The organism is Curtobacterium sp. Arg-1 (genome assembly GCF_025643395.1).
In the GTDB taxonomy this organism is placed as follows: domain Bacteria; phylum Actinomycetota; class Actinomycetes; order Actinomycetales; family Microbacteriaceae; genus Curtobacterium; species Curtobacterium poinsettiae.
This window is the reverse complement of the sequence record NZ_CP095731.1, coordinates 588635-606999: the sequence shown is the minus strand read 5'-3', so window position 1 is coordinate 606999 and position 18365 is coordinate 588635. Positions and strand designations below refer to the sequence as shown.

General features: G+C 66.2%; 17 protein-coding genes. 1 reads left to right on the top strand and 16 read right to left on the bottom strand.

Going from position 1 to position 18365, the window contains the following annotated elements:
• The first annotated feature begins 189 nt into the window (after positions 1-189).
• Positions 190-654: a VanZ family protein gene (locus tag MXD64_RS02970; RefSeq protein WP_017886289.1), complete on the top strand. Its 465-nt coding sequence runs from the start codon at positions 190-192 to the stop codon at positions 652-654.
• A 69-nt stretch (positions 655-723) separates the two neighbouring features.
• Here MXD64_RS02970 and MXD64_RS02965 read toward each other — a convergent pair whose 3' ends face one another.
• The 16 genes from MXD64_RS02965 to MXD64_RS02890 all read right to left on the bottom strand — a co-directional run bounded on the left by MXD64_RS02965 (position 724) and on the right by MXD64_RS02890 (position 18356).
• Entirely contained in the window at positions 724-1287 is a 564-nt protein-coding gene (locus MXD64_RS02965; protein WP_017886290.1) for a hypothetical protein, read from the bottom strand.
• Positions 1288-1666: 379 nt separating this feature from the next.
• Positions 1667-3487, bottom strand: coding sequence for a DUF4012 domain-containing protein (locus tag MXD64_RS02960; protein ID WP_017886291.1), 1821 nt, complete (start codon positions 3485-3487; stop codon positions 1667-1669).
• A gap of 35 nt (positions 3488-3522) precedes the next feature.
• Positions 3523-4494: a GDP-L-fucose synthase family protein gene (locus MXD64_RS02955; RefSeq protein WP_017886292.1), complete on the bottom strand. Its 972-nt coding sequence runs from the start codon at positions 4492-4494 to the stop codon at positions 3523-3525.
• Positions 4494-5522 (bottom strand): GDP-mannose 4,6-dehydratase, encoded by a 1029-nt coding sequence (gene gmd / locus MXD64_RS02950; RefSeq protein WP_017886293.1) that lies wholly within the window; start codon positions 5520-5522, stop codon positions 4494-4496. The genes MXD64_RS02955 and gmd overlap by 1 nt, the downstream gene beginning before the upstream one ends.
• 40 nt (positions 5523-5562) lie before the next feature.
• The gene (locus MXD64_RS02945) at positions 5563-6468 is read right to left on the bottom strand and encodes a beta-1,6-N-acetylglucosaminyltransferase (protein WP_017886294.1); all 906 of its coding nucleotides are present in this window, start codon (positions 6466-6468) and stop codon (positions 5563-5565) included.
• Positions 6469-6592: 124 nt separating this feature from the next.
• Positions 6593-8020 (bottom strand): oligosaccharide flippase family protein, encoded by a 1428-nt coding sequence (locus tag MXD64_RS02940; RefSeq protein WP_017886295.1) that lies wholly within the window; start codon positions 8018-8020, stop codon positions 6593-6595.
• Positions 8021-8040: 20 nt separating this feature from the next.
• On the bottom strand, positions 8041-8868 hold the full coding sequence (locus MXD64_RS02935) for a hypothetical protein (RefSeq protein ID WP_017886296.1): 828 nt from the start codon (positions 8866-8868) through the stop codon (positions 8041-8043).
• A gap of 143 nt (positions 8869-9011) precedes the next feature.
• Positions 9012-10100: a hypothetical protein gene (locus MXD64_RS02930; RefSeq protein WP_152427178.1), complete on the bottom strand. Its 1089-nt coding sequence runs from the start codon at positions 10098-10100 to the stop codon at positions 9012-9014.
• Complete coding sequence (locus tag MXD64_RS17745) at positions 10093-10662, bottom strand: acyltransferase (RefSeq protein WP_269429903.1); 570 nt, start codon at positions 10660-10662, stop codon at positions 10093-10095. The genes MXD64_RS02930 and MXD64_RS17745 overlap by 8 nt, the downstream gene beginning before the upstream one ends.
• The gene (locus MXD64_RS02920; protein ID WP_017886299.1) at positions 10659-11738 is read right to left on the bottom strand and encodes a glycosyltransferase; all 1080 of its coding nucleotides are present in this window, start codon (positions 11736-11738) and stop codon (positions 10659-10661) included. Before MXD64_RS02920 ends, MXD64_RS17745 begins: the two co-directional genes overlap by 4 nt.
• Positions 11735-13036 carry a hypothetical protein gene (locus MXD64_RS02915; protein WP_042539119.1) on the bottom strand — a complete coding sequence of 434 codons (1302 nt, stop codon included), beginning with the start codon at positions 13034-13036 and terminating at the stop codon, positions 11735-11737. The genes MXD64_RS02920 and MXD64_RS02915 overlap by 4 nt, the downstream gene beginning before the upstream one ends.
• A 496-nt stretch (positions 13037-13532) precedes the next feature.
• Positions 13533-13898, bottom strand: coding sequence for a glycosyltransferase family 2 protein (locus MXD64_RS02910; RefSeq protein ID WP_263137115.1), 366 nt, complete (start codon positions 13896-13898; stop codon positions 13533-13535).
• Positions 13891-14925: a glycosyltransferase family 4 protein gene (locus MXD64_RS02905; protein WP_263137114.1), complete on the bottom strand. Its 1035-nt coding sequence runs from the start codon at positions 14923-14925 to the stop codon at positions 13891-13893. Before MXD64_RS02905 ends, MXD64_RS02910 begins: the two co-directional genes overlap by 8 nt.
• Before the next feature lie 70 nt (positions 14926-14995).
• A complete protein-coding gene (locus MXD64_RS02900; RefSeq protein WP_017886303.1) occupies positions 14996-16090 on the bottom strand; it encodes a glycosyltransferase family 4 protein in 1095 nt (364 codons plus the stop codon).
• Entirely contained in the window at positions 16083-16889 is an 807-nt protein-coding gene (locus MXD64_RS02895) for a WecB/TagA/CpsF family glycosyltransferase (protein ID WP_017886304.1), read from the bottom strand. Before MXD64_RS02895 ends, MXD64_RS02900 begins: the two co-directional genes overlap by 8 nt.
• On the bottom strand, positions 16890-18356 hold the full coding sequence (locus tag MXD64_RS02890) for a sugar transferase (RefSeq protein WP_231564076.1): 1467 nt from the start codon (positions 18354-18356) through the stop codon (positions 16890-16892).
• Positions 18357-18365 lie beyond the last annotated feature (9 nt).

Genomic DNA, 18365 nt, shown 5'->3' with positions numbered 1-18365 from the left:
CCAGCGAGGCCCGTGGATTCACGGGTTCCGTCAATGCAACCCATCGGCCAGCCCCGGATTTCCGGGCAGGTGCGTCGCATTTCCGGGGTACAGGGCCAGGATCGGGGTACTCGTTTTCCGGATCGACGCGATCGGGGGACGAAACGGTGCGGTCACCGGCCTGGAGGCGCGACTCGCTAGCGTCGGCATGTGACCTCCGACAAGCCCCGCGTCGACGACCGCGCACCCGCCACCTGGCGCAGCCGTCGGTTCGCGACGGGGTTGGCCGTCGCCTACGGCGTCGCCCTGGCACTCGTCGGCTTCTGGGGCTCCCCCGTCGACGCTTCGGGCGGCCCGTGGCTCACCCGTGCACTCGCGGCCGCACACCGTCACGGGCTGCCGGACCGCATCGACTACGCCGCGGTCGAGTCGTTCGCGAACGTCGTGTACTTCGTGCCGCTCGGCCTGCTGGTGGTGCTGCTCGCCGGTGCACGGTGGTGGTGGGCCGCCATCGCCACGGGGCTCGTCGTCAGCGCGTGCATCGAGACCGGCCAGGCGCTGTTCCTGCCGGCCCGCACCGCGACCATCGACGACGTCGTCGCGAACGGCGTGGGGGCGCTCCTGGGGGCCGTGGCGGGCGTGCTGCTCCTCAGCCGTGCGGCCCGGCGTCGCTGACGACGATCCCCGCGCACGAAGAAGCCCCCGGAGCAGGTGCTCCGGGGGCTTCGTTCAGTGTGTCGAGACTCAGACGGACTCGCGCTGGCGGCGGACCGAGCCGCGGACCAGCAGGAGGCCACCACCGAGGACGACTGCGCCGCCGGCGACCCAGAGGGCCAGGGCGGAGACGGTCGAACCCGTGAAGGCCAGCGTGCCGTCGGTGCCGTTGCCAGCGCCGGCGCCGGCTGCGGGAACCGCAGCAGCGTCAGCCGGGGCGACGGTGAAGGCCGCGAAGCCGACGACGCCCGAGGTGGCGCCGGTGGCGGTCAGGTTGTAGGTGCCCGAGGCGCCCTGGGGGAACGTGACCTTGACGTCGAGCGAACCGTCCGAGGCCGCCGTGTAGGTCTTCGAGACGGTCGTGGTCGGCAGCGCGCCGAGCGTGACCGCACCGGCACCGGTGACCTGGACGTTGACGGTCTCGTTGTCCTGGAAGGCACCCGGCGTGAAGTTCACGGCCGCGGTGCCACCGGCGACGGCGCTGCCGGAGACGGAGACGTCGGAGTCAGGCGTGTACCCGGCGGCGTTGGCGACGGCCGGAGTGGCGAGCAGTGCGGCGCCAGCCAGCACCACCGCTGCGATGAGCTTCTTCATGAATGGTTCCCCTAAAGATCTGAATATCCAGACCCTGACACCCAGAGCCCGCTGTTCGCCGGTGGTTGACCCCAGCCAAAGAAATGGCGGTTGTGATGGCGATGTTGACTCAATCTAGCGGAGTTTCCCAGCTTGGTGCCAGATCACGTGGATTTTGGTCATTGGTCGACGTGTGTTCACCCTCGACATCGGCGGGACGAGCAGCGGCGCGGTCGCTCGATTCCGGCATCAACCGGCCGAAAGCCCTGATGAGACGGCCTGAGCGACGCCACACACGTGCGCTGTGCGTGAGATCAAGAGTCTTTGCGCTCGAACAGGATCGTCCGGCGCCCCTCGGAGTGGGGGCAACGTGCCGGTTCGTTTTGCGGAGGTTCTGCCGTCACCGAGTGGCGAGTGGCTGCTGACAGTCGAACGTCAGGGGCTTCGTTTTCGTCTGCTGGACGCCTGGAGTGGAACTCGCCTGCACGGCTGCCTTCGCGTACTTCGCCTCGCCGAGGAAGGCCACCCGGAAGGTCAGGCTCTCGCCGGGGGCGAGCAGTGTCTGCAGTTGCGCGACCGGGTGCCCACCGTCGGTGGCCGTCTGCACCGCGGTCGTCTTGCCGTCCTTCGTCGCGCCCAGGAAGATCGCGTCCTCGGGCGCGTACGCGGCGAGCAGGGTCTTGATCTTGCCGGGGTCCACGCCGAAGTCGCCGCCACCGGTGACGTACCGCGGCAGGCTCGTCGCGGCATCGGCCGGCGCGGTGTTCTTGATCGTGATCTGCACGACGGACGTGGGGCGACCGTCCTTGCGGCACACCGAGCTGCCGACGGAGACGCTCTTGTCGAGGTAGTAGTCCATCTTCGCGCCGGTGCCGTCGTTCAGGTAGACGGCGAACTGGCTCGAGTCGGCGGTCGCCGTCGGGAGCTCACCGGCGACCGGGGTCCCACTGATCCTGCGCTGCTCGGCGTTGTCGGCGCTCCAGAGCCGCAGACGGCCCTCGTCCGAGCTCTGGGTCAGCGCAGACACGAACGCCTTCGTGTCGAACCCGCCCGACGAGATCTTCTCGAACACCGCGCCGGCGGCCGACGCGAAGAACGCGTCCTGCACCACCGGATCGGGGTACTTCGCGTAGACGTCGCTCAGCAGGAGCTTCACCGCGTTGTCGGACGTCAGGGTGTCACCGGTCGGCAGCTGCACCGGACCGGTCGCCTTGAGGATGTAGCTCAGCGTCACCGGGTCCATGGCGATGACCCCGTCGACCTGCTGCCCGAACTTCTGCTTCCACATCTCCCGCGCGAGCTTCGCCGAGACGTCGAACCGCGGCGTGAGGGTGACGTCCTGCATGTACTCGCCGGTGATGTTGCCGTAGAGCCCACGCGTGTCGGCGGTCAAGGGCAGGACTGGCTGGTCGTACGGCCCGAAGTCTCCGCTCGAGGCCTGCGCCGACAGATGCAGTGATCCGTCCTTCGCCTCGAGTTCCGCCACTGCGCCGGGGATCCCGCCTCCGGCTCGGAGTTCGGCGTTGTTCTGGAACAGCAGCAGGTAGTTCCGGTCCCCGTCGTGACCGAGCATGGCTGGCGCGAGCTGCACGATGCGGTTCGCTGCGACCGCCTGCTCGGAGGCAGTCGACAGCGCGTTCCGGAGCTGTCCCACGGCGGTGGTGACCGGCGACAGGGTTCCGCTGGTGTCGATCCGTGCCGCGTCGGTGCGCGCCTGCTCGAGCGTCTTGGTGGCCTTCGCGACCGCCGGCTGCGCATCCTCGATCGGCTGCAGGTCGATCCGGCCGTTCTTCGGCGCGAACGAGTCCGACCCGAGCTTCCCGACGACTCCGGCCACCGGGCTGACAGCATCGCGGGCCACATCATCGACGACGACCGACACGTCCCGCACGGCCCGCAGGTTGGTTCCGAAGAACGGCACAGCCTGCGCCGCACCCCAGACCGGGTCACCGGTCAGCGACCGAGCCGACGCGGCTTCGTCCTCCAGGTGGCGTGCGGTCTTCTGGGCAGCGCCGGTGTCGCCGCTCGTCAGCTGGGTCCGCAGCGTGTCGACGTCCCCGACGGCACGCTCCAGGTGCCCCTTCGCGAGCAGGCCACGCACACCGACCCACGCGACGGCGAGGATCAGCAGCAGGACAAGGGCGAGGACGACCCACAGGACGATCCGGGCCCTGGACCCCCGGCGTGCTGCAGTGCGTCGCGACTCGGGCTGGTCGGACATGAAGCGATCCTACGGTTCCGTGGGTCCAGCACCCATCACTTACGGACGGAATCCGCGTGTTCGCGGTACCAGTCGATGGTGCTGCGGAGCCCGTCTTCGAGCCCGATCTGCGCCGTCCACCCGGCTTCCGCCAGCTTCGACACGTCGAGCAGCTTCTGCGGCGTCCCGTCCGGCTTGCTGGTGTCCCAGACCGTCTCACCCTCGAAACCGACGATCTTGCCGATCGTCTCGGCGATCTCCTTGATGGTGACGTCCGAACCGGTCCCGACGTTGACCTGGTCAGGACCGTCGTAGTGCTCCATCAGGTGGAACACGGCAGCCGCCATGTCGTCGACGTGCAGGAACTCGCGGCGGGGCGACCCGGTCCCCCAGTTCTCCACCGTCGACGCACCGCTGCGGGCTGCCTCGTCGTACCGGCGGATGAGCGCCGGCAGCACGTGGGAGCCGGTCGGCGAGAAGTTGTCGCCCGGGCCGTAGAGGTTGGTCGGCATCGCCGAGATCCACCGACGACCGAACTGTCGGCGGACGGCCTGAACCTGCAGGATGCCGGCGATCTTGGCGATGGCGTACGCGTCGTTGGTGGGCTCCAGGTGGCCGGTGAGCAGCGCGTCCTCGTGGATCGGCTGCTCGGCCATCTTCGGGTAGATGCAGGAGGAGCCGAGGAACACGAGGCGCTCGACACCGTGCTCCACCGCGGCGTCCATCACGTTGACCTGGATCTGCAGGTTCTCGCTCAGGAAGTCGTGCGGGTAGGTGTTGTTCGCCATGATCCCGCCGACCTTCGCGGCGGCGAGCACGACGTGCTTCGGCTGCTGCTCCGCGAAGAACGCGAAGACGGCGCTGCGGTCCTTCAGGTCGAGCTCGGACGAGGTCCGCCCGACCAGGTCGGTGAATCCCTCCGACTCGAGCTTGCGGAGGACCGCCGAGCCGACCAGGCCGCGGTGCCCGGCGACGTACACGCGATCGGACCGGTCGATTGGACCGGGGGTGAAGTCGGTCGTGGACATCAGGAACCCCAGCTCTCGAGTCGGACTTTGTCGATCCACGGACGGCCTTCGTGCTCGAGCGCCGAGATGTCGGCGTCGACCATGATCCGTGCGAGTTCGGCGGTGTCGACCGTGGCCTCCCAGCCGAGCTTCTCCTTGGCCTTCGAGGCGTCACCGACGAGGGCGTCCACCTCGCTCGGCCGCAGGTAGCGCTCGTCGAACCGGACGTGGTCTTCCCAGTTGAGCCCGGCGTGGGAGAACGCCGTCGTCAGGAAGTCCTTGACGGTGAAGTCACCGCCGGTCGCCAGGACGAAGTCGTCCGGCTCGTCGACCTGCAGCATCCGCCACATGCCCTCGACGTACTCGGCGGCGTACCCCCAGTCGCGGACGGAGTCGAGGTTGCCGAGGTACACGTGGTCCTCGAGGCCGGCCTTGATCCGAGCGACGGCGCGGGTGATCTTGCGGGTGACGAACGTCTCACCGCGACGCGGCGACTCGTGGTTGAACAGGATGCCGTTCACCGCGAACATGCCGTAGGCCTCGCGGTAGTTCCGGGTCACCCAGTAGCTGTAGACCTTCGCTGCGCCGTACGGGGATCGCGGCCAGAACGGCGTCTCCTCGTTCTGCGGCGGCGGGGTGGCACCGAACATCTCGGACGAGGACGCCTGGTAGAAGCGCGTGTGGATGCCGGAGACGCGGACCGCCTCGAGCATGCGCATCGTGCCGACACCGGTGACGTCGCCGGTGTGCTCCGGCTCGTCGAACGACACCCGCACGTGCGACTGCGCGGCGAGGTTGTAGACCTCGTCGGGCTTCAGTTCGCTGAGCAGGCTGACGAGCCGCGCACCGTCACCGAGGTCCCCGTAGTGCAGGAACAACTTGGCATCGGGGTTGTGCGGGTCCACGTACAGGTGGTCGATCCGCGATGTGTTGAACGTGGACGCACGACGGATGAGTCCGTGCACCTCGTACCCCTTGCGGAGCAGCAGCTCGGCCAGGTAGGAGCCGTCCTGTCCGGTGATGCCTGTGATCAAGGCCTTCTTACGCAACTTGGTCCTCTACTTCACGTCGTTGATTCGAACGTGCGGCTCAGAGCCGCTCCGCCTTGATTTTGTCTCGCAAAGCCGTACTGGGGCCCGACACGATCTTGCGGATGAAGAACGCGTCGTTGGAGGCCACCAGTGGCCAATCCTCCGCAGTGAACACCCGGATGAGAGTCGGATCAATCAGATGCAGGTTGGCGTACCGCCAGTTCCCTGGCCCGACGTAGTCCTCGAAGCCACCCGCTGGGGTCGACGACGCGAACCGCGTTTGCATGATCAACGATTGGTAGAACTTCTCCTCCGGACAGAAGATCGACGCGAAGTAACGCTCGACCTCCGGCGTCACCAGCGCCTCCATCTCGCGAAGGCAGGTGGCGGTCAACGCGAAGTGTGTCCCACCGTGGCCCACTCGAAGTCCGTCAGGCACGCGCGGAGCCCGCCGCATGCTCAAGGGGCCGTCGATGATCCGTATGAGTCCGTTCCGGATCTTCCGGAGGACCCTGTTGTTCGTCCGCGTCGACAGAAGACGTAGGTCGCGGTGATGACGGCGGTCGATCTGGCTACGGTACTTCTGCTCGCTCTTCGATATCTCGAAAGCACGGAGGTACTGCCGCCCCGGGTGGTCCACTAGCTGCGCGATCAGCTCGCCCATTGCGCGAAGGGGATAGTCGGACCCGGAGAGCAGGATCAGGTAGTCATCGTCGTCTGCGAATTCGAGACCTCGCTCCACGAGTTTCCGGATGGCCCGCACTTGCGAGTAGCCGCCCCAGTTGACCTGGACCCTGTCCTCGATCATCCGGACGTTGGACCTGCCCGCAACAGCTCGCCTGAACGCCGACAGTTCGACCTTTGCATCGACATGCACGATCACTTCGTGCGGTGACAAGGCGTCGACGAGCTCCCGGAGGTGTTCCGCGTCTTGGAAGGTGTAGACGAGGAATATGGGCTTCACTGTCGACCCTTCATGGTGGAGGGAAACCCGGTCCACGCCGCGGCGCGACCCGTCTCCTGAGTGGCCGAATCTACCGTACGAGGGTAAGGCTCGGTCACCCGTCGAACCGGGCTTCGGTGGCCCACTAGGCGGCCTTGCCGCGACGCCCCAAGATCCCCCGGCGCCGAAGGATCTCAAGTGGTGGGAAAGCTCGACGCGCAACGAGGACCCACCCTGCAAGGAGGACGAGCCCGACACTCCCACCGGCGACGTTTGCGAGTGAGACTGATGAGTCGCGGAAGAGCGCGAGGAGCGCGAAGTAGAGCACGAGCGCGAATGCGGCGGGCTGGGCATATCCGAGCACGAGTCGCCGGAGACGGATCGCTCGGACTCGACGGGCCGCGAAGATGTGGACCACGTGCCTCCCGACCGTCGCTGCGATGAGCGCCACAAGGGCGAAGACGTACTGCTGGTGGACTGCGACCATCGCCACCCCGACGGCACTGAGAACGAATGCGATGGCCTCGGACATCCAGATGGCCCGGAACAGCGCCGCTGATTCGAGCGCACCGGCCAGGAGCACCATCAAGGGCTGGACAGCTCCGAGAACGGCGAGCAGAGGAAGGATCTGAGCTGCGAGTCCCCACCCCGGCCCCAACGCCACGTGAACGAGTTCTGGTCCCACTCCAGCGATGACTGCACCCAACGGCAACGTGAACCAGGCAACGAGGCTCAGCATGTCGAGCCATGCGGCTCTCGCGGCCGACGAGCCGATTTGGTAACGACGGAATTCCGGGTAGATCACCTGCATCAACGCGTTCTGGAGTTGCGAGAACGGGATCGTCGAGAGGACATCAGCGCGGTTCCACGCCCCGAGCACACTGGCTCCGACGAACTGACTGACACTCCACCGAGGGGCGTTGCCGGAGATGTACTGGAAGACCGAGACCGCGACCAGCTTGGTGCTGAAGCTGACGTTGTCGGACCGGAGGGCGAGTCGGCCTGGTACGAGATCACCGCGGAGCCGGGTGCCCGCCCAGAGCAAGGTCCCCCACTGTCCGATGATTGCCGACACGGCGAGTGATTCCGGGCTTCGGAAGAGGAGCACCGCTCCGGCACCCGCGGCCATTCCGACGACGTTGGAACAGAAGGTGGCGATCGCCATCTCACGAAAAGCGCCCTGGCGGCGCAGGAGGCCCGTGCTCAAGCTGAGGAACGGCATCACCAGCGCGCTCAAGGCGAGGAGACGAACTGCGCCGGCGGCCTCTGGAGCGCCCCAGAATGCGCTCCAGAGATCGGCTGTGACCAAGGTGAAGAGTGCCGCCGCCACTCCGAGGAGCAGCGCGTAGGTCGCGAGGGGCCGTGTCGACGAACGTTCCGCATCAGGTGCACGAGCGGCCGTCTGCGACAGTCCACCGGAACCCAGGAGGTTGACGAGTGCCGCGATGGAAAGCGCAACGCTGTACGCACCGAAGACGCCGGGAGCAGCGAGCCTCGACGTGAGGGCCGCGTAGCCGAGTTGCACGACGACGGTGAGGAGTTGCAGCCCGTAGACCCATGATGCCCCCGCCATGAGGCGTCGCCCGTTCGACGTCACGAAGAGGCACCCGCGACCAGACGGCCGAGACGAGCGGTATCGAGGCCCTTGTCCTCCTGGTAGGCAAGCCAGCGGCCGGAGTCGGGCACATGGTGCCACCAGGGGGTCCGAGCGATGACGGGAGCCCGCGACACGAGCGCGGCGAGGAAACCGAAGGAACTCGGTGCCGCTACGACCACCCGAGCTGCCGCAATCTCAATGAAGTCCTGATCGCGCTCACCTCCGTCGCTGATCGACACTCCGACTTGCTCCAGGTCGCGCAGGTCTGCAGCGTCGCCCGATGTGAAGAGCCTGATCGGCATGCTGCTGAGAGCTGGCACGCCCCTGATCTCGTTGATCAGGCGGTCGTAGTAGTCGAGACCGATCCAGCGGTCGGGATGTGACTGAGGGCCGATGTCGCCGCGCCGAGCGTGGACAGCGATGTAGTCCGCACTCGACTCGAGGCTCTGGAGATGGTCGCCGAGGTAACCCCCGAGGACTGCGCGTCGGAGCGGTTCTGCAGCCGGCGTTTGGTCCCAGCGCCGCTGATCCAACGCCAGGCGCCCGATCCACGGACGGCTCGAACGAGGTGCTGCACGACTCGTCGATCCTTGGAGAGCGTGAAGCGACCAATCGTCGGTCTCGAACCCAGTAGCGGCGAGGCGATGCTCGAGCACGTTCTCGGACGGTGCGGCAGCAGTCAGCTGCGCCAGGTCGAAGAGCCCTTTCGTGTCCTTCGTCACTTCCCCTCCGAGGTACGGCACCCCGAGATCGGCGGACCAGAGGTAACCCGCGATCCACGTCGACAGCTGATGGCCGAGATCGGGGTACGGATCGATGCGCACACGGAGTCCCAGCAAGTTTCGCGGAGGTGTCCAGTCCCCGGGCGCAGTTCGGCCAACGCTCCTCCTGCGAAGCTCGTTGGCGTTCCTGCCCCGCTCGATCCGAAGCGAAGCACGCAGGGGGAGCGTACTGATCGGTCCGATCCTCACGGCCGTCCTCCCTTCGTCCGGCCCCAAACCGCGTGGGCGTCCGCTTGGTCAATCCACCGGGTGCGCCAGTTCAGCATCTGAACCATGAGATCGTCCTGTCGAAAGGACTCGTCAGCGAAGCGACGGCCTGCGGCGATCGCGTCGAGGCGGTCGGTCGTGGTCGTCTCGGCCAGCACCTGCTCGATGGAACCGATGAGGGCCTCCGGCGTCCGTCCACGCAACAGGAATCGGCTGCTGCTCGCGGGGAATATCTCGTCGTACCCGGGGTGTTCGGTCGTCGCATGGATCGACCCTGCAGCCAACGAGATGGGCAGCCTGTTCGAGAAGTAGGACGCTTCGCCCGCGAAGTGATCCCAGTTGGCGCTGACCCAGCCTGAGGTGATGGCCTCGTCCTGCGCTTCGAAGGGCACGGGCCCCTTGGCTGTCGTTCCGTCCCAGCCTCTCCCGAAGACAGCGAGCCGGTCTCCGAAATGCTGCTGCATCAACTCGACGAATCGAATGCGTTCCCGCCAGTCCGGCAGACCCCGGAGCCGAGGACGATTCCGGTTGGCGACGATGACGACGTCGTACGGGCGGTCCTTCCGGATCGGTCGGTCGAAGTTGGCGCTCCTCGTCGGTTCGTAGGCCGAAGGGATCCAGCGGACGTCTGCGCTCCCCGCCCTGCGGAAGTTCTCGCTGAACCCGCTGCTCCCCACCGTGAAGACGACGTCCGCGGCCCTGCCTGCCGCCTTCGCTTCGGGAGGGATCGGATGAAGGTACCTCGAGTAAGGGTCGGCCTCGTGGTAGATGAAATCACCGGGACAGGCTGCGCGCAGGGCCGCGAAGTGCTGCCGACGCAGTCCGGTGTGTCCGAGGTGTTGCATGAGCAGGATGTCCGGGCGGAAATCCGACACCCGTCGCACGAGCTCCGCACGGTGACGCTCGGCGTCTCCACCGTTCCGGATCGCGTCCAGGACGCTGAAGGTTGCGAGTGAAGCGACGCGACCAGCCCTGACCAGCGCTTCCAGCGGATCACGAAAGCCGAGTTGCCGGAAACCGCCAAACTCGTTCGGCACGTAGAAGATCCGTGGCGATGATTCAGGCATCGGGTGCACCTGCCGCCTTGTCAACGGCGAGCCGGACACCCTGTCTTCGCAAGACGTCCCAGTGCGCGCTCAGTTCTCCTTCGCGGAATCGAGGCCTGAGGACCTTTGCCGGGTTGCCGGCGACGACCGTGTTCGCCTCGACGTCCTGCGTGACGACTGAGCCAGCCGCGATGACGGAGCTGTCCCCGACCGTGACGCCGGACAAGATGATCGCTCCGAACCCGATCCAGACGTCACTTCCGATCGTCGTGACGGCGCTGAGGGTCGGAGTGTCACCAACCCAAGGACTCGCTGTGATGGGGACCCCTACGACCGTCATGTCGTGATCACGTCGACCGATGATGGCCGCCCGATTGGCGATGAGGACCGCGTCGCCGATGCTGCCGTCGACTTCGATACGGACGTCAGACCCGAGATGGACATCCGAGCCGATGGTCAGCGACGTCGGCGCCCAGAGACGGACGCGTGCGCCGAAGCGCAGGCCGCGCTCGCAGGACACGGTCGTCGGCAGCGCACGGAACCACCGCCGCCGCCGGATGCCTGTCAGCACTCCTCGGATCACGGGGCAGCCCTTCTTCGTCGTCTGGTGGTGCTGGTGGTGGTGGTGGCTCGGTACACCGCTGTGTACTCGGCGACTCCCCTGGCGGCATGGAAGTCGATCGTCGGACCGCTACTCGCCACGGCTCCCGCTCGGAGACGTTCGCTCCACTTCGCCGGTTCCCGTTCTGCGAGTGCGACGACACCACTCTGCCCCACGGCCCACCGGAGCCCCGGAACGTCCGAAACGATCGCGGGGAGGCCGACGACCAACGCTTCGGCAAGCGCAACGGGCATGCCCTCGTGACGGCTGGGCATCGCGAACACGCGCCCAGCGACGAGCGCTTCTCCCGGATCAGCTACCCCGCGAGCGACGAGGAGTCCTGCTCGCTCGAGACGTTCGAGGAGCTCTTCTTCAACGGGCCCGGCATCTTCTTCGGAACCGACGTGGGCAACGCGGAGGTTCCCGAGGAGCGCTGCCTCGAGTGCGATTTCGTGGTTCTTGATCCTCGAGCAGTTCCCCACGATGACGATCGGGGCTGAGGGCGCAACCGCCGACTCGGCGCGCTGACGCGCCAGATCGAAGAACCTGTCCTCCACCCAGTTGAAGATCACCTGGGGCCGACGGCCGAAGCGCATCTCATTCCCCGCCACGTCAGGGCTCGGAGCGATCAGAGCACTGATCAATCGGTCAGCGACGACCGCCTGCAAGGCACGACGCACAAACCATCGACCGCGCGCGTCGAACACGTTGTGGATGGTCCTCACGATGGGGAGTCTCCGATTCACCCTCCGGAAGGCGAGAACTGTCTGCAAGTACCGGCCCTCGGTGTGGATGTGCACGACATCCGGCTCGATGTCAGTGAGGAGGTGCCGCAGCACCTCGCGCCCAGCGGTGGTGTGCAACGCGCGGTCGGTGGTGGTCACCGAGTAGCCAGCGTCCCGGATCGCGCTTTCGAACGGGTGTTGCCGGCCCACGCCGAGGACATGACCGTCAACACCCGCCGTTTCGAACTCCTGTGCTCCGGATACGAGCATTCGCTCCATGCCACTCGGTTTGAGATCCCCGAGGACGTGCAGGACCCGAATCCTGGGCTTCACCCGTGCACCTCAAGCCGCCGCGAGCCGCGGGACGCGGGTACTTCCGGGGAGATCGCCTCGGGGAAGTCACGGTCGAGGAACGCCAGGGCGAGGGGCAGACAAGTCCACCACTGCCATGAGTACGTCCAACCGTAGACGAGGAAGCACACGAGCACAGCTGTCAAGAACACGTCGCGGTTGGCCCTGAACCCTGCGAAGAACCGAGGCAGGAAGATGACCAACATCGCACCGAGCCCGATCAGCCCCTCCCGCAGGTACACGGTGACGTACCAATTGTGCGGGGCGAAGACCACCCATCGACCAACGCCCTCGAATCTGCCGAAACCGTGACCGAAGGGTGCTCCGAACAGGACAGTCAGCGCGCCCTCGCTCACCGACTGCACGATGAGCCCGATCCAGCTCGTGAGTCGCGCGGAGTACGTCCCGGTGTTCGATGCTGACCCGGCGAACTCCGCCGCGATGCTGCTCGACGACGACTGAGCAGCGGACACCAGGACGCCCCCGACGATGAGCACCCCGAAGAGCAGCACGAGCTTCTGGCGAAGCGCGCGAGGTCCGCGAAGCAGGAGAACGACCGCGACTGCGAGGGCCGTCACCCAAACAGTCCGCTGCTGGCTGACTATCACGAACACCATGAACAAGCCGAACAACCAAAACCAGCGTGCCTGAGCATTGCGTTGCCAGAGCCGGAGGGCAAGGACTGCGCAGAGCGTGAGGAGCAGGGCTTGGCCCGAGACCAGAGGCCGGCCAGTCTGGCTGAGTTCTCCACTGACGAGCACGAAGTCCGCGGTCCCGCCCAACCCGTACCGCGCGACGTGGTAAAGGCCGACGACGCACAGACCGACACCCTGCACGATGACGAAGAACTTCTCCGCGTAGACGACCTCGGATTGCGGCCAGGGACGCGTCACAGCCCAAAACAATATCCCGAGGACGTACAAGAACCCACGTGCTTCGTTCACGGCGACGCCGAGCCCGAAGGTCGCGATCCCGTGCACGAGCGAGATCGCGAGCAGTGCGACGAGCACCGCACCGGCGATGACCGCAACAGGTGGGAAGCGCCGGACAACGGCCCGAGCGTCCAGGAGTCCCGCGACGATCAGGCTCACTGCAAGCCCGTCGCCGAGGGTGATGGTCGTGCCACCGAACGTCCCGATCGTTCCGAAGTTCGGGTACTCCCAGGCCGTCACGGCGTACAGGGAGGCGGCCCAGTAGACGATGCGCGGCTGCATCCGCACCAGGCCGATCGCGAGGACCATCAAGATGATCGCCACCACGAGGAAGAGCAAGGTCGTCATCGGCTTGCCCCCTTGTCGCGAATCGTACGGCGGAGGGTCCGAAGCCACCAGAGCGCATAGGACGCTGTGTAGAAGAACCACCACGAGCGCCCACCGTGCCGGCGAAGGTAACGCCGCAGCGAGCGTGGATTGCCCGCGCCTTTCTGACTGGTGAACGAGCGCCAGGCGGTGATGATGGATCGATGCGAGACGGTCGGGTTCCGGCTGCAGGAACCGACCGTCCCCCCGACCACCCAGATCGGCACACCCCTCGAAGTCGCCCGCATCCCGTAGTCCACATCCGCGTACGCGTGGCTGAACCCTCCGTCGATCGGTCCGACCACCCGAGCGACATCGACCTGTAGGAGCACGACATTGCCGTTGAACGCGTCGACTCGCACCGCCTCCTCGACGCGTTCTGGCGGCTCGACGAGAGCGAACGAGAGCGGGTGGATTCCCGCCCGGCGGAGGCCTCCGTACGTCAGCTCGCCCGAAACTGGGTCGACGGTACTCCCGATCAGGATTCCCCCGGCAGACGAGATCCCGCTTCGAAAAGGGCACGGAACCCGAAGCGCTCGAGCTGGACATCGTCGTTGAACCACAGCAACCAGTCGTCGTCCTGGACGTCGTTCCGTGCCAGCACCGCTGCCTCAGCAGTGGCCATGGACAACGCCCAGAAGGCCGAACCGTCACCTTGCAGCACCATCAGCAGGTCCACGGCAGCGTTGGCCTGTGCGATGGTTTCATCTGATGAGCCGTCGTCGAACAACGTGACGTCGTACTCGATGCCCGCACCGGAAGCTGCTTCGTGGAGCGAACGCAACGCGGTTCCGGTGGTCTCAGCGCGGTTGTGGCTGGCCACGATCACGTGCAACTTACTCATCGTCGTCCTTGACCGCTTCCTTAAGACCGCTGTGGAAATACTGCGCCATGTTCTCGATGGAGTAGTTCTGAGACGCCCGGCGGCAGCTGTCTTGCATCGTCGCGAGCGTCTGCGGATCGCGAAGGAGCATCACGACCGACCGGGCGGCGGCCTCGATACCATCAGACACGACGCAGGTCCGGCCGGGCTCGAGGTAGCCGAACTCCGGTCCGTGCAGTGAAGAAGCGAGTGTGACGATCGGTCGGCCTGCTGCGAGGCTGTCGATGGCTGCCAAGCCGACTCGACCCGGAAGCAGGAGCAACTCGCTTTCGCGGAGCATGGCCGCTTTCGCCCGCCCGGAAACAGCGCCGCGGTAGTCGAGCCACGGAAGCCGGTCAGCGGCGGACTGGACCACACTTCGAAGCCGTCCGTCGCCCCCGACCGCCAGGCGGAAGGCGGGGTCCGCACGGTGCGCAGCCTCACCGATCGCTATCAGCTCGCTTATCTTCTTGCTGACGTCGAGGCCGCCGATGAAGCACACCTGGTGCTCAGACGTCGTCGTCATGACGGATCGGAGGTCCTCCTGCAACTGCCCCACGTCGATGCTGTTGTACAGGGTCGTGGTCCGCCTTGGATCTCGACCGATCCCGGCTGCCCACTCGGCACCTGATGGCGTGTACGCGAAGAACCAGGCGGCCTTCCGCGTTATCAGGCGGCTGTACAGGCGTTCGAGGCGGGACGGTACCTTCACGACGTCGGGACCGTGACCCCACAGCGCTGTCTTCCGCGCCATGCGGGGCCAGAGCAGCAGCAGCGGGACGTCGAGATTCCGTCGAGCTTGTTCCACAACGATGAGGTCTGCTCGCCAGACGTCGCGAGGCAAGGCTCGGAAAGTCAGTCGCTTTCCGAGCAAACGTACCTCTCGCTGCCGGATCTTGCGCAACCACGGGCGGTCCCGAACGGCATCTCGTCGTTGTGCGAGCGTGCCCGATGGTTCTCCCCCGAAGACGGTGAGCTCATCACCCTCCGCAGACAGCGCTTCCGCCAACTTGTCGAAGAGTGGCGCGCGGTACGCCGGAACGTACTCCTGAACGATTGCGAACCGTCGACCTGTCACCTCACACACCTGCCTTGAGGACCTTGGCCCAAGCGGCGCTGTAGCGAGTGAGTCCGAAGCCCTCACGCGAGGTTGCGAGCGCTCCGGCTGCAAGGCGTTCGCGATCACGCTCTGACGACAGGATCTCCCGACAACGATCGGACGCTGCCTCCCAGTCCCCCGAGGCGACGAGGAATCCGTTCTCGTTGTCTTCGATGACGTCACCGAGGCCGCCGACGTCGTAAGCCACGACAGGGACGCCCAACCGCATCGCTTCCAACACCGTCAAGGGTTGTGCCTCGTAGCGGTAGGTGCTGGGGAAGACGAGCACGGCTGCCGTCGAGAGCACATCGTCGCGCTCCTCATCGAACAGAGCACCCGTGAAGTTCACTCGATCGCGAACGTGCGGGGCAAGGAGCGCGCGGAGACCATCGAGGTACTCCTCCGACGACGCGCGCCCGATCACGACGGCGCGCGATCCCGGCGTGCTGGCGAGGCACCGGTTCGCGATGCGCATGAAGTCCTCAGCACCCTTGCCGGGGATGAGATTCGACAAAAAGACGATCGGCGATGCGTCGGAGCCAGATGCGGGCTTCCGCTCCTTTGCCGACACAGCGTTGGGGATCGTGATGAGCGAGTCGTTGAATCGCCGGACGTCTGCGACCATCGACTCTCCGAGAACGACCACGGAGGTAGCGCCACCGAGGAGAAGAGCGACCCCGCGGCGTTGCATTGCGCCTCGATCAGCAAGCTCGCGGTACCCCGATGTGTGCACGTAGGCGATGTAGGGACGCCGCAGCACTTGGAGTACTGCGCTCATGATCACGTCGACCCAGAACGACGGCGGCCGGTTCGTTGTGAAGAAGACCACCACCGCGCGTCTGTTGCGTCGGAGTGCGTTCCCGAGTCGGAGCAGGAGCGAGAAAGCGCTGAGGACCTTCTTGAGGCTGGTTCCGCCGATCTCATCGACCGACTTGCTGAATCGTCGATCCACGAGGACCGCCCGCAGCCCGGAACGAGAAATCGCGTCCAGGAACGTCCTCGTCATGATCGTCGATCCGTGCACCGGCGGGGGAAGCTGGCTGATCACGACGACGTCCGCGCCTGCCTCAGCCATGTTGTCTCCGAAGCGCGAGGAGCAGGAACTTCACGTTGCCGAGCAAGTACCGTCGCCAGAGGCGTCGTGGCTCACGGGAGAGTCGGTACAACCATTCCAGGCCCGTCCGACGCCAAAGTTTCGGGGCTTCGACCACGTCTCCAGACACGAAATTGAAGGCAGCTCCCACCGCCAACACGACTGCGGGGTGCCGCTCAGCGAGTCGCTGGACCTCGTAGTCCTGTTTGGGCGTCCCGATACCCACCCACAGCATGTTCGCTCCCGAGTCCCGAATCAACGAGTCGATCAGTTCTCGATCGCTCGGTTCGAAGTCGGTGAAGGGCGGACTGAATGATCCCGCCACCACTGCATCGGGGTAGTCCCGCGCGATTGCCTGTTCGAGACGGGCAAGTGAGGCGTTGCTTCCGCCGAGGAGGAAATGACGGATGCCGTGGGACGGGTCCGACGAGAGCAGCTCGCGGAATGCGTCTGGACCCCGCAGGTGGGCCACCTGGCCACCCGCGCGACGGGCGATCCAAGCGAGAGGCGTCCCGTCGGCGATGTTCAGCCCGTCCGACTGGAACAAACGCAAGTAGCGCTCATCAGCGGTCAACGACACGGTGTAGGCGTTGACGAAGTGCACCGGCACCCCCACGTCGTCCAGGTGGTCGGCGATGAGCCTCAGTTCGTCGACGATCGTCGATCCGAGCACCGCGACCAGTGGCACGCCCGCGACGAGCACCGTGGGAAGGGCCAGCAGGTTGTCGCGGGGGTTGGCCTTGTTCTCACCGTCGGACTGGGCGTCGCTGTGATCAACCATCTAGTACGCACCCCGGCTGTTGGCGATTGCCTTAAAGGTCTTCCAGAGGATGAGGAGGTCTGCCACGATCGACCAGTTCTCCACGTAGTACAGATCGAGCCGCACCGAATCCTCCCACGACAGGTCGGACCGGCCGCTCACCTGCCACAGGCCGGTCATCCCGGGCTTGACGAGGAATCGACGGTGGACGTGTGTGTCGTAGCGAGCGACCTCGCGCGCCAGCGGCGGTCGGGGCCCGACCAGCGACATGCTGCCGGCCAGGACGTTGAACAGCTGCGGCACCTCGTCCAGGCTGTAGCGGCGCATGAACCCGCCGACACGGGTCACCCGGGGATCGTTCCGCATCTTGAACAGGACGTCGTTCCCCTCGGCCCGGTCGAGTGCGCTGAGCTCCTGCAGCCGTTCCTCGGCGTCGACGACCATCGACCGGAACTTGATCATCCGGAAGGCGCTGCCGTTCAGACCGACGCGCTCCTGGTGGAAGAAGACCGGACCGGTCGAGGTCGTCTTCACCAGCACGGCGAGCACGAGCAGCAGCGGCGACAGGACGACGACGAGCAGGCCTGCGCCGATCAGGTCGAAGGCACGCTTCGTGTAGAGCTTGCGCCCCGAGTACGTCGGCGTCTCGACGTGGATGAGCGGCAGCCCCTGCACCGGTCGGGTGTGGATGCGCGGGCCACCGATGTCGGTCAGGCTCGGCGCGACGACCAGGTGCTGCCGCCCCGGCTCGAGCGACCAGCTGAGCTCGCGGACGCGCTCCGGCGGCAGGTCGTCGGAGCTCGTGATCACGACGGTGTCGGCGCCGGTCTCACGCAGCGCGGAGCCGACGTCGTCGAAGCCGCCGTGGCTCTGGATGCTCGAACCCGCCAGCAGGCCGCGGTGGTTCGTCGACACGACGGCGCCGACCACGCGGTAGCCGGCTTCGGGGGAACGCGCGAGCTCGCGGCCGATGTGCAGCACGCTGGCAGGGGAGCCGACGAGCAGCACCGTCGCCGAGTAGGCACCGTGTTGGCGCTGGGCGACCAACCACTGCCGCCAGATCCACCGGGAGAGCAGCAGGACGAGGATTCCGATGGGGAACGCGATGAGCACGTACCCGCGAGCCAGGTCGACGTGCAGCAGGAACGCTGCGATCGCGAGCAGGCCGAACACCCGGACGCTGGAGTCCGCGACGAGCCGGTACTCGGTGCTCCCCACGCCGATGACGCGTGCGCCGCGGGTGTCGTACAGGGCGAGCGCGCTCATCCACACGACGATCACGACGATGGAGATCGAGAAGTAGCTCAGCCGCAGGTCGGCGGTGTTCGTCGCCAGGTTCGACTTCAGCCCGAGCCAGGCGATCTGCACACCGAACACGACCCAGATCAGGGCCAGCAGGTCGGTGAAGAGCACACGGCGTGAGTAGCTCCGGCTCCACTCGTCCGTCGCGCCGATCGGTCGCGGTGCGCGCAGTGCGTCCGCTGTCACGGTCGCCGT